The following is a 15,088-nucleotide window of genomic DNA, read 5'->3' as shown; positions in this document are numbered from 1 at the left end:
GACGGCAAGGGCATGTACCCGCGCCGCGGACTCATGGACATTGGAGCGCCACGCTCCAGGATAAAAATGACGATCAAGAGACTGTTGGCAGTGTTTGCCTGCGCGGGCCTGCTCGCGCCACAGGCATGGGCTGCCGAGAAAATCGAATTCTGGACCTTCAGCATGAAGCCCAAGTTCACGCCGTATTTCAATGCGGTGGTGGCGCGCTATGAGGCGCAGAATCCCGATGTCAAGATCGAATGGATCGACTTCCCGTGGGACGTCATCCAGACCAAGCTGGTCACGCGCATCGTGGCCGGCACGCCGCCCGCGCTGGTCAGCCTGAACGTGCCCTGGGCCGACGAATATGCGCGCGACGGCTTGCTCACGCCCGTCGATGGCCTGATCGCGGAGGCGCGCGCCAGCTACATTCCCAGCGCCCTGGACGACTTGCGCTTCAAGGGCCGCACTTACGGCTTCCCCATGTACAGCAATGTCGCGGTGATCGCCTTCAATACCGCCATTTTCAAGCAAGCGGGCCTCACGCGCGGCCCCGCCAGCCTCGACGAACAGCTGGCGTTCGCGCGCCAGATCGCGCAACGCACGGGCAAGGCCGGCATTGCCCCTGCCCTGTCGAAGATCGACGGCCTGTTCATGCAGCAGGGCCTGGCCGTCATTACCGACAACCGCGCCGTCTTCAATTCGCCGCAGCACGTGGCGCTGGTGCAGAAACTGGCCGACACGTACAAAGTCGGCGGCCTGCTGAAAGAGAGCCTGTTCGCCGAAGATAACTTCCCGGCCGTGATCGACGCCTACAAGGGCGGCCGCCTGGGCATGCTGCTGGCGCCGCCGACGGCCATGCAGCGCATCCGCGGCGATGCGAAAGACATCTACGCCATCACCGACGTGGCGCCAGCGCCGCTGGGCCCCACCGGCATTGCCGACGGCGGCTGGCTGGTGCACTTCGCGATTCCGAAAGGCGTACCGGCGCGCCTGCTGCCCTCGGTGGGCAAGTTCGCCCGCTTCCTGACGAACGACGACAACCAGCTGGCCTTCGCGCGCCAGGCCAGCGTCTTCCCCACCACCGTCAAGGCGGCGGCCGACCCGTTTTTCCTCGCCACGCCGAAGAACGCAGGCGCCGCCGAGAAGGCGGTGACCGCTGGCGCCCTGTCGATGGGCCACTCGCGCACCCTGTACGTGGCCGGCATCGACGACTACGACGAACTGCGCCGCTCGCTGGTGAAAGCCGTCGAGGCGGGCGTGACGGGCAAGCAGGATGTCAAGCAGGCGCTGGACCAGGCCGTCGCCATCTGGAACCGCAAGCTGGCCACCCTGCCGCGCCACTGAGGACACCATGAAACTCGCCCATCGCCACACCCTGCAAGCCTGGCTATTCCTCGCCCCGGCACTGCTGCTGCTGGCCGCCTTTTCCTTCTGGCCCGTCGGCTACGGCTCCGTGCTGGCGTTCACCGATTACAGCCTGATACGCGAAACGCGCTTCGTCGGCCTCGATAACTTCCGCTACATCTTCAACAACGAGATGTTCGTCTCTGGCCTGAAAAACTCGCTGCTGTTCCTGCTGATGGTGCCCTTCGTGCAGGTAGGCGCCATCGTGCTGGCCGTGCTGGTGAACAACCGCCTGCCCGGCATCCGTTTGTTCCGCGCCGCCTTCTACGTGCCCGTGGTGACCACCGTTTCCGTGGTCGGCATCATGTGGGGCTTCATGTTCCACGAACAGGGCGCGCTCAATTACGTGATGATGACCCTGAAACTCGTGAACGCCCCCGTGGGCTGGCTGACGAACGACAGCCTGGCCCTGTTTGCCGTCATGTTCGTGACCCTGTGGCGCGGCCTGGGCTGGTACATGGTGATGTACCTGGCGGCGCTGCAAGCTATCCCGTCGGACATGCAGGAAGCGGCCATGCTCGATGGCGCGAACCGCTGGCAGCGCTTCTGGAAGATCACCGTACCGATGCTGCGCCCGACCATCATGCTGTGCTCCATCCTGTCCGTGCTGGCGGCCCTGAAAGCCTACCAGGAAGTCGACGTGCTGACCCAGGGCGGGCCGATGAATTCCACCTTCACGGCGCTGTACTACGCCTACGACCAGGGCCTCAAACACTTGAAACTGCCGCGCGCACTGGCCGCCAGTTTCGTCGTCTCGCTGTTCTGCATAGCCATCGCCCTGCTTTGCCTGCGCTATTTGAAACCCAAGCACCGCTGACAGGCAATGACCATGACAACCCGTTCCCGCCCCCTGAAAACGCGCCTGCAAATGCTGGGCCACTATGCCGTGCTGTGCGCGATCGCCGTCGTCTGCGTCTTCCCGTTCTGGTGGACCCTGGTGACAGCCATATCCACGGAGGGCAATATCTTCGCCTTCCCGCCCACCTTCTGGCCAAAGGCGCCGTCCTTCGACAACTTCATCGAAGTGTTCCAGGCCATCCCCATCTGGTCGTTTTTCAAGAACTCGGTGCTGATCGCCGTATTCACCGTGTTCTGGAAACTGCTGCTGTGCTCTTTGGCCGCGTATCCGCTGGCGCGCCTGAAATTTCGTGGCCGCAAGCTGGTGTTCGGCCTGATCCTTGCCACCCTGGTGCTGCCGTCGGAAGTCAATTTCCTCGTCAACTTCATCACTATCACGCAAATGAGCCTGGTCGACACCTACACGGGCGTGATCCTGCCCAACGTGGTGACGGCCGTGGCCATTTTGCTGCTCAAGCAAGCGTTCGAGGAAGTGCCGCAAGACCTGATCGACGCGGCGCGGGTCGATGGCGCCAGCGAGTGGGTGATCTTCAGCCGCATCATGCTGCCCCTGATTACGCCATGGCTGGCCACCGTCGGCATCCTGACGGCCGTCGAATCGTGGAATGAATATATCTGGCCCTCCATCGTCATGAGCAAGCCCGATGAATTCCCCCTCTCGGTGGGCGTGCTGTATTTGCGCGGCACCTTCGGCAGCAGCACCCGCGTGATCGCCGCCGGCACCCTGATCACCATCGTGCCGACCCTGCTCGCCTTTCTGTTTACCCAGCGCTTCTTCATGCGCGGCATGGACGGCGCGGTCAAATGAGCGCCACCATCGCCACCGACCTGCGCCGCCTCGCCGGGCAGTTGCTGATGACGGGCATGCCCGGTACCGAACTCGATGCGGCAGGCGCGCAATGGCTGCAGGCCAACGGCGTGCGCGCCGTGTGTCTGCGCGCGGCCAATCTGCGCGATGCGGCGCAGCTGGCCCGCTTGAGCACGGACTTGCGGCGCGCCCTGGGTCCGCAGGTCCTGATCGCCATCGACCCGGCCGGCATCCCCCCGGCATACCCGGCCTGGCTGCCGCAGCCACCGGGCGCCATGGACCTGTGCGCCCATGGTGACGCGGAGCAGGCCAACGGCACGGGCGCGGCGACGGCGCGCGGCTTGCGCGCACTGGGTATCAACTGGCTGCTGGCCCCCATGATCAATCTCGTCACCGGTGCCGGACAGGCGCCTGGCGCGGCGCAGGCCTTTGGGGGAGATCCGGAACAAGCCGCCGCCATGGCGCAAGCCTGGACGGCGGGTTGCCAGGCCGAGGGCGTGGCGTGCTGCGCGCGGCTGTACCTGCCGCAGCACGGCGCCGGCGGCCAGTTCCCCAGCGTCGGCAAGACCCGCTCTCAACTGGAAGAACACGATTTCGTGCCGTTTCGCCAGGCCGCCACGCAGACGGCCTCGATGATGAGTGCGCACGTGGTGTATCCGGCCCTCGACGCACACCAGCCCGCCAGCCTGTCGCACGCGGTGATGCATGGCTTGCTGCGCCAGCAGTGGGGCTACGGCGGCGTGCTGCTCACGCCCGGCATCGACGCGCAGGGCGGGCATGTCGGCGCGCGCGCCCTGGCCGCCGGCGCCGACATGGCCCTGCTGGCCGATGCCACGCAGCTGCCGGCCGCACTGGACGACGTCAGCGCCGCGCTGGCGTCGGGCGCCTTGCCGCTGCAGGCCGTGGGAACGCGGCTGCAGCGCCTGGCGGCCATGGCCGCACGCTACCCGGCCGGCGCCGGCGTGTACGCGCAGGAGGCGGCTGACCGCATCATCATGGCAGAGGCCAGGCGGCGCTGCCAGTGACCGCCGCCTTCGCACCGAACGCAATACCCGACTTTCAAGACGACCCGAGGAAGCATCCATGAACGAGAAAAGCATCAGCAGCAACAGTAGCAAGGGCGGCGTCCGCAGCCCGATTTCCTGGGTGCCCACCTTGTACTTCGCCCAGGGCTTGCCGTTCTACGCCGTGGCCCTGGTGGCCGGCCTGATGTTCAAGAGCATGGGCGTGCCGAACGACCAGATCGCCCGCTGGACGGGCCTGATCGGCTTTGCCTGGGTCTTCAAGTCGCTGTGGAGCCCTTTCCTGGAGCTGGCATCGAGCAAGAAGACGATGGTGGTGCTGTTCCAGTTCCTTGGCGGCCTGAGCCTGGGCCTGATCGCACTGGCGCTGCAAACGCCGCTGTGGTTTGCCGCCTGCATCGCCGTGCTGTTCGTCGCCGCGCTGGCGTCGTCCACGCACGACATCGTCTGCGACGGCCTGTATATCGCCAGCCTGTCGGACAAGCAGCAGGCGGCCTACGCGGGCTGGCAAGGCGCCTTTTTCAACGCCGGCAAATTCATCTCGCTGGGCGGCCTGGTGATCCTGGCCGGCTACCTGGAGAAAAAAATCGGCATCAAGCCCGCCTGGTCGGTCATCTTCCTGATCATCGGCGCCATGATGCTGTCGCTGGCCACGTATCACCTGTGGGCCCTGCCGCAGGTGCGCAACTCGGCCGTGGCCGACAAGAGCGTGGCCGGCATCAGCCGCACCTTGTGGGACGTGCTGGTGGACTTCCTGAAAAAGCCCGGCATCTGGGGCATGATAGCCTTCATCATCCTGTTTCGCGCCGGCGAGGCGCAAGTGCAGACCATCGGCCCTCTGTTCCTGCGCGAAGCGCGCGAACTGGGCGGCCTGGGCCTGTCGACGACGGAAGTGGGCGCCGTATACGGCACGGCCGGCACGGTCGCCTTTTTGCTGGGCAGCATAGGCGGCGGCTACTTCACTTCGTGGCTGGGCCTGAAACGCGCCATGTTCTTCCTGATCCTGGCCATGAACTTGCCGAACCTGGTGTTCTATTACCTGAGCCACAGCATGCCCACCGACCTGACCCTGATCACGGCCGCGCTCAGCGTGGAAATGTTCGGCTATGGCTTCGGCTTCGTCGGCCTGATCCTGTTCATGATGCAGGTGGTTTCCGTCGGCAAATACCAGACGGCCCACTATGCGTTCGCCACAGGGGTGATGCAGCTGGGTTTCGTGCTGTTCAAGATGATCAGCGGCGACATCCAGACGGCGCTCGGCTACAAGACCTTTTTCCTGTGGGTGCTGGTGTCGGCCCTGCCCGTCCTGATCCTGTCGCGCTTCATGCGCATCGGCGCCAAGGCCGATGCCGGCAAACCCGACCTGAACAAGGCCGATTCCCCCCAGGCGCCAGCCAGCGCCAACTAGGACAGAACCACCACATGGCACATATCGTCTTAAAGAATATCGTCAAGCTGTACGACGACAAGCATCCCGTCATCCACGGTATCGACCTCGCTATCGGCGACGGCGAATTCATCGTCTTCGTGGGGCCTTCAGGTTGCGGCAAATCAACCCTGCTGCGCATGATCGCCGGGCTGGAAGACATCACGGACGGCGAGCTGCACATCGACGGCCGGCTGGCCAACGATATCGCGCCGGCCGAGCGGGGCCTGGCCATGGTCTTCCAGAGCTACGCCCTGTATCCGCACATGACGGTGTTCGAGAACATGGCTTTCGCCCTCTCCCTGGCCGGACATAAAAAGGCCGAGGTGCGCGCCGCCGTCGAGCGCGCGGCCGAGATCCTGCAGATCACGCCTTTGCTCAAGCGCAAACCGAAGGACTTGTCGGGCGGCCAGCGCCAGCGCGTGGCCATCGGCCGCGCCATCGTGCGCAAGCCCAAGGTATTCCTGTTCGACGAACCGCTGTCGAACCTCGACGCCTCGCTGCGCGTGCAGATGCGCGTGGAAATTTCACGCCTGCACCAGGAACTGAAGACCACCATGATCTACGTCACGCACGACCAGGTCGAGGCCATGACCTTGGGCGAGCGCATCGTGGTGTTCAACGGCGGGCGCATCGAGCAGGTGGGCAGTCCGCACGAGCTGTACAACCATCCCGGCAACCTGTTCGTGGCCGGCTTCCTGGGCGCGCCCAAGATGAACTTTATCGCCTGCGAGGCCGTCGCGGCGAGCCCCGGCACGGTGGCCGTGCGCCTGCCTGGCGGCGCCGTGGTCGAGGTCGAGGCGCACGGCGACGCCGTGGCGCCGGGCCAGCAGCTGACCCTGGGCGTGCGCGCCGAGCATGTCAGCCTGCGCGAGCATGACGATGCGGACAGCCATGCGGGAAACAACGTGCTCGACGCGGCCGTCAGCCATGTCGAATACCTGGGCGACGTGGCCATCGTTTACGCCAGCATGCCGGGCGTGGCGGAGATGCTCGCCGTCAAGCTGCCGGCCGAGGATGGCTTGCGCCGGGCGGGCGACGCCATGCGCCTGCATCTGCCGCCGCAGCGCTGCCTGCTGTTCGATGCCGCAGGGCAAGCACTGGCGCGCACGTTTGCCGCACCCGCTCAGCCGTTTATGTGACAATAGCCGCTGTTTATCATGCTGCCGCCCTTGGACTTATACGGGCGGAATGGCAGAATGTGTGTTTTTTAAGATTCCCTGCCCCTTTGCGATGCCGCTGCGCGATGCTGCGGCAGCCAGTGCCGGTGCGTATTTTTGTTATTGATTGAAGGATTGACCATGTCCCAATTCCGTCTTGCCCGTCTCAGCCTGATCCTGGCCGCCATCGGCCTGAACGTCCTGCCAGCCCTGTCGCACGCGCAGGATGCCAAGCCAGCCGCTGCCGCCGGTGCGCCCGCCGCCGCCCCGGCCGACACGGTGCGTCCTGAAGTGTTCAAACTGCTCGATCCAACCGCAGTGAAGACCTCGATGGACGCAAAAAACTACGCCGACGTGCAAAGCCGCATCGACCAGGTAGCGGCCATTCCCGCCCTGACGCCCTACGAATTGTTCGTACTGAACCGCCTGCGCGTGGCGCTGGCGTCGACCACCAACAATGCGGCTATGGCCATGACGGCGCTGGAAGCAGTGATCGAATCGGGCAAGCTGGACAAGAAAGCCCAGGGCGACTTCATCCAGGCACTGGCCAACTACCACTACAACGCCAAGGATTACCCGAACGCCATCAAATGGTTCACCCGTTACCAGACGGAAACAGGCGACGTGAGCAGCGTGCGTCCCTACATCATCCGCGCCTATTACTTCAGCAACGATTTCGCGCGCGCGAAACAGGAACTGATGGCCGACCTGACGGCCAAGCAGCAAGCAGGCAAGACGCCGACCCTTGAGGAACTGCAATTGCTGGCCAATACGGGCTCGAAAAGCAAGGATCCGGCCACCTACCTGGTCGCCATGGAAAACCTCGTGCGCTACTACCCGTCGGACGACTACTGGACCGACCTGCTGGGCCGTCTGCAGGGCAAGGCCGGCTATTCGGACCGCTTCGCGCTGGACGTGCTGCGCCTGCAATTCAAGGCCGTAGGCACCATGCCGCCACAAGATTACAGCGACATGGCTGAAATCGCCTTGCAGAACGCCTTCCCGACGGAAGCGAAAAAAGTCCTCGACGCGGGCTTTGCAAAGGGCGTGCTGGGCACGGGTGCGAATGCCGCCAAGCACAAAAAACTGCGCGACCAGGCCGCCAAGGCCGCTGCCGACGATGCGAAAAACATCGCCAGCGGCGAAGCCCCGGCCATGAAGAGCAAGGATGGCACGGGCTTGATCAACCTGGGCTACGCTTTCGTGACGATGGACCAGTTCGACAAAGGTATCGACCTGATCCAGAAGGGCATCGCCAAGGGCGGCCTGAAGCGTGCTGAAGACGCCAAACTGCGCCTCGGCTATTCCTACGCCATGGCGGGCAAGAAAGACGACGCCATCAAGGTCCTGGAAACGGTCAAGGGCGGCGACGGCGTGGGCGACCTGGCCCGCTACTGGATCCTGTGGCTGAACCGTCCTGCCACGGCAGCGGCGGCGCCGGCAGCAGCGGCACAGTAATTCCTCCCCCTCAAGCATGCGCAAAGCGGTTCCCGGCTCAGGCCGGGGCTGCTTTTTTTTCGACCTTGCCTCCGTCCAGCGAACGGTGGGCATCGCTGCCCTGTCGACGCGGCGCAGCTTGATGTGGCGTGTCAGACCTTGATGTAGATCTTGCGCTTGTCCATGCCGCAGGCAATCAGCCAGCACAGCAGCATGAAGCTGATGGCAAACAGCAGCGAGCCTAGCCGCGCCGGCGCCCAGCCCGTAAACCACTGCTGGTACACCCACTGGTAGAGCTTACCGCCGCCGATGCGCACGGTAAATGCGATGATCACCAGCACTTCCGACAGCAGGTAGATGAATAGCGTGTTCTTGCCGAAGACTTCAAAGAAATAGGTCCAGCCCCTCATTTGACGCACGTCAATGATGAACATCAGCAGCGCCAGCAGCAGCAAATCCAGGCCGATGCCCAGCATCACATAAGAGCTGGTCCACAGTTTCTTGTTGATCGGAAACACCTCATTCCAGCACAGGGCCACGGCCATGCAAATGACGCCGGCCAGCAGCAGTTGAACCAGGCGGGAGCGCAGCTGCGTCGGCGCCGTCTGGCGCAGCAAGCTGCCCGCCAGGTAGCCGGCAATCACGTTGACAATGGAGGGCAAGGTGCCGAGGATACCTTCCGGATCGAAGGCGATGCCTTCGCCGTGGTACAGGTGGCTGTCGCCCAGCAAGATCAGATCCAGCTTGGCCGGCGCGTTGCCGTGCAAGCTGTAGTCGCCAAAGCATGCCAGGATGACCCAGTAGCCCAGCAAGGCGCAGGCGCTAAAGACCAGCGCGCCCCGTGTCTTCCAGTAATGCAGGATCAGGGCGGCGGCCAGGTAGCACACGGCGATGCGCTGCAGCACGCCGGGAATGCGCGTGTGAGACAGCGGCGACCAGGCGAACTGGCCCGCGTCGTCGATCTTGAAGAAGGGGAACCAATACAGCAGGAAGCCCAATAAAAAGATCAGCGCACTACGCTTGCATAGCTTGGCCAGCACGGCGCCATGCCCCAGGTGCTCATATTTCCCCAGCGCAAAGGCCAGCGCATTGCCGACGACAAACAAAAAGCTGGGGAAGACCAGGTCCGTGAGGGTGAATCCATGCCACTCGGCATGCAGGAACGGCGCATACACGCTGCCCCAGTCGCCGGGCGTATTGACGACGATCATCAGGGCCACGGTCAGGCCGCGCAGGACGTCGAGGGCGAGGTAGCGTTGAGATGCAATAGTCATGATCAAACAATTCCAAATGAGAAAAACCGCCTTCCTGCTTGCGGCAAGGAGGCGGCAGAAAACCTTACGCCGCCGGCTACCAACTTAGCGGGCGCAAGTCATGCTGGCGACCGGCGGGGACAGCCCTGGCGTAAAAAAGACAGAAACGGCCCTGCCGGTGAGCGCAAAAAAAAAAGCAAGCCCCTGAAGCAGGAACTTGCTTGAAAGACCGAGGAAGACCTGGCCTGATGCGGGCGCATCAGGCCTGATCGTCTTGCTTACAGCTTGCCGCGCAAGCCCAGGTAGAAGGTACGGCCATTGCTGTAGAACGCGCGTGGCTGATCGCGGTTTTCAGCGTACATCTTGATGGTCGTGTTCGTCAGGTTAAGCGCATCGAACGTGACCGTGAAGTGTTCGTTGATCTTGTAATTGAGCGAACCGGCCAGGCCGCCCGCACCTTCGACGTGCTGGCTGGCGCCACGGTCCACACCCGCCTTGTAGGACGAACGGTAGTTGTAGGCCAGGCGTGCGCTGAGGGCATTGGCTTCGTAGAAGGCCGTCAGGTTGTACGTGTTGCGCGATGCATTGACCAGCTCGTCACCATTGTCGAGCTTGCCGTCGGCATAGGTGTAGTTGGCCAGGATGCCGAAATCGCCGAACAGCGGTTGCTGATAGCTCAATTCCACGCCCTTGTTCTTGCCGCTGGTGTTGAAGGGCGACGTGATCAGGTACACGGCATTGGCATTGCGCTTGCTGTTGAAGTAAGTGGCGCTGGTGGTACCGTTCGACACGACCGATTTCAAGTCCATGTAGAACAGGCCCGCCGAAACGGCCGACCTCGGCGCGAAATACCATTCGGCGCTGACTTCGGCGTTATCCGACTTGACCGGGTTCAGCTTCACGTTGCCGCCTGCACCGCTCAATGCATCGTCGTTCAGCGACACGGAGCCGCCCAGCGCGCTGTAGTCAGGACGGGCGATGGTGCGTGCGATGGCCGCGCGGACCACTACGTCATTGCGCACATCGAATTTGATGTTGGCGCTAGGCAGGAAGTCATTGTAGCTGCGCTCGTACAGGTGCTGCGAGTACGGACCCCAGTCGGAACCGGTGATCGGGCCGCCGGCCTGGTTGACCAGCGTCGACTGCTCGGTGTGCACGGCGCGCAGGCCGAAGTTACCGCTCCAGTTGTCGCCCGTCAGGTTGGCCATGGCATAGACTGCCGAGGTTTTTTCCTGCAGCTTGAATTCGTCCGTCCAGTTGTGGCGACGCACGTAGTCGAACAGGCGGTTGCCGTTGGCCGCGCCCCAGGCGCCCAGTGCCGCGCCGTCGTACTTGAAGTAGTTGCTCGACAGGTTGCCGCCCAGGTTGCTGGCGAAGTCGCTCGGGTACATCGTGCCATTCCAGACGGGGCCCGGATTGGAGAAGCCCAGTGCGCCCGGACGGGTTTCAAACGGATGCTCGGCAGCGCGCTTGTGGTCGGTCAGACGGCCGCCGAACTTGATCGAGTCCCAGATGCCCGAGGACAGGCGCAGTTCGGCGTCGATCTGGGCATATTTTTCCTGGTCGACGGAACGCGATTCGCCACCGCCCGCCCATGCCGTCGAACCTGGCTTGGTGGTGGTGCCACCTGGATAGGACACGTTGGCCGGGCTCATGCCGTTCAACTGGTACACCATGCCGCCATCGACGTTATTCTGGTAGTACACATCGTCGCGGTCATAGCCCACGCCGTGGGTTTTGCCCAGCTTGCCGCTCAGGGTCAGGTCCTTGGTGGCGCGGTACTTGAAGTTGAAATCGAGGTAGTACGATTCGCCGCCTGCGTCAGGACGGTAGATATTGTCGACCTCGCCCGAGTTGGTGGCAAACGTGGCAGCCGTCAGGGTACCGCTCTTGACCGTGTAGTTGGTCGGTACCTGGTTGGCGCTGTTGATCGAGTTCGCCGGTGCGGCCAGCCAGTTGGTATTTTGATGTGGCGCCTTCAGCTGCGAATAGAAGCCGTTCACATCCAGGGTCAAGTCCTTGTTCGGCTTGAGTTCGATGTCGAACGCGCCGCCTTCGCGGGTTTTCTTTTGTTCGAACAGGCTCGCGCCGATAAAGGTCGGCACTTTCACGCCAGCCAGTTCAGGATGGGCCAGCGCTGCGGCACTGTTGGCCAGGATCGGTGTGTAGCCGAGGATTTCCTGGCCATCGCGACGCACGGTCGATTTTTGCGAGAAACCCTGCACCATGATGCCCAGGGTGTTCGTGTCGTTTTTCCAGTTCACCAGGCCGGAGAACTGCGGATCGGTCTTGCCCGCCAAGTCATTATGGAAGGCCTGGATCGAACCCTCGGCCGTGATCTGATTCTTGAATTCCAGCGGACGGCGGGTAATCACGTCGATCACACCCGAGACGCCGCCTTCGGGCAGGTCGGCCGTGGCGCTCTTGTGCACGACGACGGAACTTACCAGCTCCGATGGCAGCAAGGAAAAGCTGCTGCTGCGGCCGACGTTGCCGCCGAACTGGTTCAAGACGAACCAGTCGCCGGTGCTGATGGCGTGGCCATTGAACAGGGTTTGCTGGAAACTCGGGCTGGTGCCGCGCAGGCTGACGCGGTCGTTTTCGCCGAAGCCGCCTTCGCCACCGGCAGACGATTGGGTATTCACACCTGGCAGGCGCTGGATCGCGTCAGCCACGTTACGGTCTGGCATCTTGCCGATATCTTCGGCGGTGACCACTTCCACCACGGAATCCGCATTACGTTTTTGCTTCAGCGATTTTTCCAGCGAAGCACGCACGCCGGTCACCGTCACTACGGTGGGTACGTCGTCGGCGGGTGCTTCCTGCGCCTGCGCCGAAAAGGCCAGACCAGCGACCATCACGGCAACGGCCGTAGCGATCGGCGTACGGCTACGCGATCCGGATTTCACGACGGCAGCTGCAGGTGTCAAATTGCGTTTCATGTACTCCCCCTTGATTTAGGCTCCAGGATTGGAACCTTTTCATTTTTAACGTAGGTCTTCTTTCCAGCCCGCCCTATCTCGCCAGCATGCTGCAGACCCTTCGGCACAACCACTTACAAAACCAATTCAACGCCAATATACTACTATCCAATACCAGAACACTACCAGTTGCAACTTTTTTTTTATAACGTTGTTTGAATCACACAGACCACTTCAGCTAAATCAATCTGTAGCCCGTATGGGTAGCCTAAATACCGGCGAAGCCAGGCATAAATTGCTGGACTGATAATTCAAATTGGTTTTATAACGGCCTTTTTTGGTATTATCCAGCGACACAAAACAGATACAGAGCGCGTCTGCAACGCGCCGTAACGGAGACCCTCAGCGTATGACAACCCTGGCTCACATCATGCAAGGCCTGGGGCAGACGAGTAGCCTGCCCCTGTACCAGCAACTGCAGCGCGCGCTGCGCGAAGCGATCGACAAGCGCATCCTCGGCCCCGAGGAAGCCCTGCCAGCCGAGCGCCAACTGGCCAGCGACCTGTCCGTCTCTCGCATCACCGTGCGCAAGGCCATCGATGGCCTGGTCAACGAGGGCTTGCTGGTGCGCCGGCCCGGCTCGGGCAATTTCATCAATACGCGCATCGAGAAGAATTTTGCCAAGCTGACCTCGTTTTCCGAGGACATGCGCGCGCGCGGACGCACGCCACGCAGCGTGTGGCTCAAGCGGGCAGAAGGCACCGTCACGCCGGAAGAGGCCTTGCGCCTGCGGCTGTCGCCGGGCGCGCCCGTGTACCGCTTCCACCGTATCCGCTATGCGGACGAGATACCGATGTGCCTGGAATACGCGACCATCGTCGCCAGCTGCCTGCCGGCGCTCGACGCCGTCGACGTGTCCATGTACGACGCGCTGGAACAGGCGGGCAACCGGCCCGTGCGCGCCTTGCAGCGCCTCAGTGCCTTGTTGTTGACGGGGGAACAGGCCAGCCTGCTGCAGGCGGAGGAAGGCGACGCGGGCCTGTCGGTGGAAAGGCTGGGTTTTTTACGCGATGGCCGCGCCGTGGAATTTTGCCGCTCCTACTTCCGCGGCGATATGTATGACTTCGTGGCAGAATTAAGTACCAATTAATACCAGATGCCCGAATTTCTCAATACCAGATAACACCACTTATTGCAGTGCAATATACATGCCGTCAACGCGTAGATATATGCAAGGCAATGGTGAAGTAATCGGTGGCGATTATGTGGCAGCCCCGGAGATAATATTAAAAAAGGCGGCGCAATGCAGTTTTGCGCATTGCAGCAAAGCGTGGCCTTAACTGTCAGGAAGCGGGCGCGGCGCGGCGGCCCAGGCATGGCAGAACCAGGCACAGCGCCACGCACAGCCAGCCGAACAGCGGCCCCAGCCATCCTGCCCAGGTGGCCACAGGCGTGTGCGCCGGCAGGGGCGCCAGCAAGGTGCTGCCCGGCATGGCACTGCTGGTCCGCTCCGCCAGCACCCGTCCATACGCATCGCTGACCGTCAGTACGCCCTCGCGCGCCGCGCGCAGCACTGCATAGCCGTTTTCCACGCCCCGCACCACAGTCATGCGCGCGCCCATCCAGGCATCCAACTGGAAATCCCAGGCCGGCACCAGCATCGTTTGCGCCCCGGCCGCGCCGTACGCTTGCCCCAAGGGCGCGAAATGCATGTCCTTGCAGATGGCCAGGCCCATGGCCAGATCCGCCACCGGCTGCACGGCATAGGCGCTGCCAGCAAGAAAATCGCGCTCGGGCGGCGCCAGATGATGTTTCTGGTAGCTGACGAGCGCGGCGCCATCGGGAGAAAACAGCCAGGCCAGGTTGCGCCGGCCGGCAGTGTCTTGCACGCCGATGCCCAGAATGATCCACGCGCCCGTGTTGCGCGCCAGCGCATGGAAACGCTGCCGCACGGCATCCGCCTGCGCCGGCGCCAGCACGGCTATCTTTTCCGGCAACAGCACCAGCCTGGCGCCCTGCCCGGCCAGCGCTTCGACGTGATGCGCGTACTGGTCCCAGACGGCTTGCGCGCGCGCCGGCGGCGTGGCCGGGCCGATAAAGTCATCGATGGCCACCAGCCCCGCCAGCGGCCCGACTGATGCCGTCCCGCCTGCTGCCAACGCGCCCTGCACGCGCCAGGCGCCAGCCGCGCACGCGGCGAGCAGCAACAGCGCGGTCGCGCCCGCCGCTGGCGCATACGCGCGCCCACCGGCCAGAAGCAAGGCCAGTGCCGAGGGCGCCAGGCACAGCAAAAACAGCAGGCCAGGCACGCCCGCCAGAGCCGCCACTTGCAGCACGTCAAGGTTATCGGCTTGCGAATACGCCAGGCTGCCCCAGTTGCCATCGGGCAGAAAAGCCGCCATCAGGGTGTCGATGGCGACCCACAGCACGGGATACGCCAGCACTGTCCAGCCGGAACGGTAGCGCAGTACGAGGCGCCGCGCAGCCAGCACCACCAGCAGCCACAGCAGTACCTTGAAGAGCATCACGGCCAGCACGGCCGGCAAGGGCATGAGCAGGCGGAAATAAACAAGGTTGGATGAGAGTCCCAGCATGGCGGCCAGGAACGTCATCCAGGCTGCATCGCGGTGGGACGAACGCAGGGCCAGCCATAGCACGGGCAGCGGCGCGCACCAGGCGAGCCAGGCCAGCGGCTGCGGCCCCAGCACCCAGTACAGGGGCAGGCCCGCCGCCAGCGCGGCGGCGGCTTGCGACAGGCGCCGGCGCAGCGCGGTGCCGCCGGCAAACAGGGTCGGTGCAGACAAGCTTGGGAACATG

The 15,088-nt window shown here is 63.2% G+C and carries 11 protein-coding genes; 8 read left to right on the top strand and 3 right to left on the bottom strand.

Annotated elements, in window-relative coordinates; translation table 11 throughout:
- Nucleotides 1–66: 66 nt before the first annotated feature.
- The 7 genes from ACQ4WZ_RS19795 (at nucleotide 67) to ACQ4WZ_RS19765 (ending at nucleotide 8,118) form a co-directional block, all read left to right on the top strand.
- Complete coding sequence (locus tag ACQ4WZ_RS19795) at nucleotides 67–1,326, top strand: ABC transporter substrate-binding protein (RefSeq protein WP_133993897.1); 1,260 nt, start codon at nucleotides 67–69, stop codon at nucleotides 1,324–1,326.
- Between the two features lie 7 nt (nucleotides 1,327–1,333).
- Complete coding sequence (locus ACQ4WZ_RS19790; protein WP_133993899.1) at nucleotides 1,334–2,203, top strand: carbohydrate ABC transporter permease; 870 nt, start codon at nucleotides 1,334–1,336, stop codon at nucleotides 2,201–2,203.
- 12 nt (nucleotides 2,204–2,215) lie between these two features.
- The gene (locus ACQ4WZ_RS19785; protein ID WP_101484895.1) at nucleotides 2,216–3,052 is read left to right on the top strand and encodes a carbohydrate ABC transporter permease; all 837 of its coding nucleotides are present in this window, start codon (nucleotides 2,216–2,218) and stop codon (nucleotides 3,050–3,052) included.
- The gene (locus tag ACQ4WZ_RS19780; RefSeq protein WP_436574308.1) at nucleotides 3,049–4,077 is read left to right on the top strand and encodes a glycoside hydrolase family 3 N-terminal domain-containing protein; all 1,029 of its coding nucleotides are present in this window, start codon (nucleotides 3,049–3,051) and stop codon (nucleotides 4,075–4,077) included. The genes ACQ4WZ_RS19785 and ACQ4WZ_RS19780 overlap by 4 nt, the downstream gene beginning before the upstream one ends.
- Nucleotides 4,078–4,135: 58 nt before the next feature.
- A complete protein-coding gene (locus tag ACQ4WZ_RS19775) occupies nucleotides 4,136–5,482 on the top strand; it encodes an MFS transporter (protein WP_101484171.1) in 1,347 nt (448 codons plus the stop codon).
- A gap of 14 nt (nucleotides 5,483–5,496) precedes the next feature.
- Nucleotides 5,497–6,642, top strand: a complete 1,146-nt coding sequence (locus ACQ4WZ_RS19770) for an ABC transporter ATP-binding protein (RefSeq protein WP_436574307.1) — start codon at nucleotides 5,497–5,499, stop codon at nucleotides 6,640–6,642.
- A 159-nt stretch (nucleotides 6,643–6,801) separates the two neighbouring features.
- On the top strand, nucleotides 6,802–8,118 hold the full coding sequence (locus tag ACQ4WZ_RS19765; protein WP_436574306.1) for a tetratricopeptide repeat protein: 1,317 nt from the start codon (nucleotides 6,802–6,804) through the stop codon (nucleotides 8,116–8,118).
- Between the two features lie 131 nt (nucleotides 8,119–8,249).
- On the opposite strand, the gene ACQ4WZ_RS19760 is transcribed toward ACQ4WZ_RS19765, so the two are convergent.
- Nucleotides 8,250–9,371, bottom strand: coding sequence for an acyltransferase family protein (locus ACQ4WZ_RS19760; protein ID WP_436574305.1), 1,122 nt, complete (start codon nucleotides 9,369–9,371; stop codon nucleotides 8,250–8,252).
- A 257-nt stretch (nucleotides 9,372–9,628) separates the two neighbouring features.
- Nucleotides 9,629–12,292, bottom strand: coding sequence for a TonB-dependent receptor (locus ACQ4WZ_RS19755; RefSeq protein WP_101484168.1), 2,664 nt, complete (start codon nucleotides 12,290–12,292; stop codon nucleotides 9,629–9,631).
- Nucleotides 12,293–12,680: 388 nt separating this feature from the next.
- Between ACQ4WZ_RS19755 and ACQ4WZ_RS19750 the strand changes: the two genes are divergently transcribed.
- Nucleotides 12,681–13,421: a GntR family transcriptional regulator gene (locus ACQ4WZ_RS19750; RefSeq protein WP_035825427.1), complete on the top strand. Its 741-nt coding sequence runs from the start codon at nucleotides 12,681–12,683 to the stop codon at nucleotides 13,419–13,421.
- A 193-nt stretch (nucleotides 13,422–13,614) separates the two neighbouring features.
- Here the strand turns inward: ACQ4WZ_RS19750 and ACQ4WZ_RS19745 are convergent, their stop codons facing one another.
- Nucleotides 13,615–15,087, bottom strand: coding sequence for a nitrilase-related carbon-nitrogen hydrolase (locus ACQ4WZ_RS19745; protein ID WP_436574304.1), 1,473 nt, complete (start codon nucleotides 15,085–15,087; stop codon nucleotides 13,615–13,617).
- Nucleotide 15,088 lies beyond the last annotated feature (1 nt).

It is taken from the genome of Janthinobacterium darwini (assembly GCF_051380905.1).
In the GTDB taxonomy this organism is placed as follows: domain Bacteria; phylum Pseudomonadota; class Gammaproteobacteria; order Burkholderiales; family Burkholderiaceae_D; genus Janthinobacterium.
The sequence above is the reverse complement of the archived record's forward strand: the minus strand, read 5'-3'. Positions and strand labels throughout refer to the sequence as shown.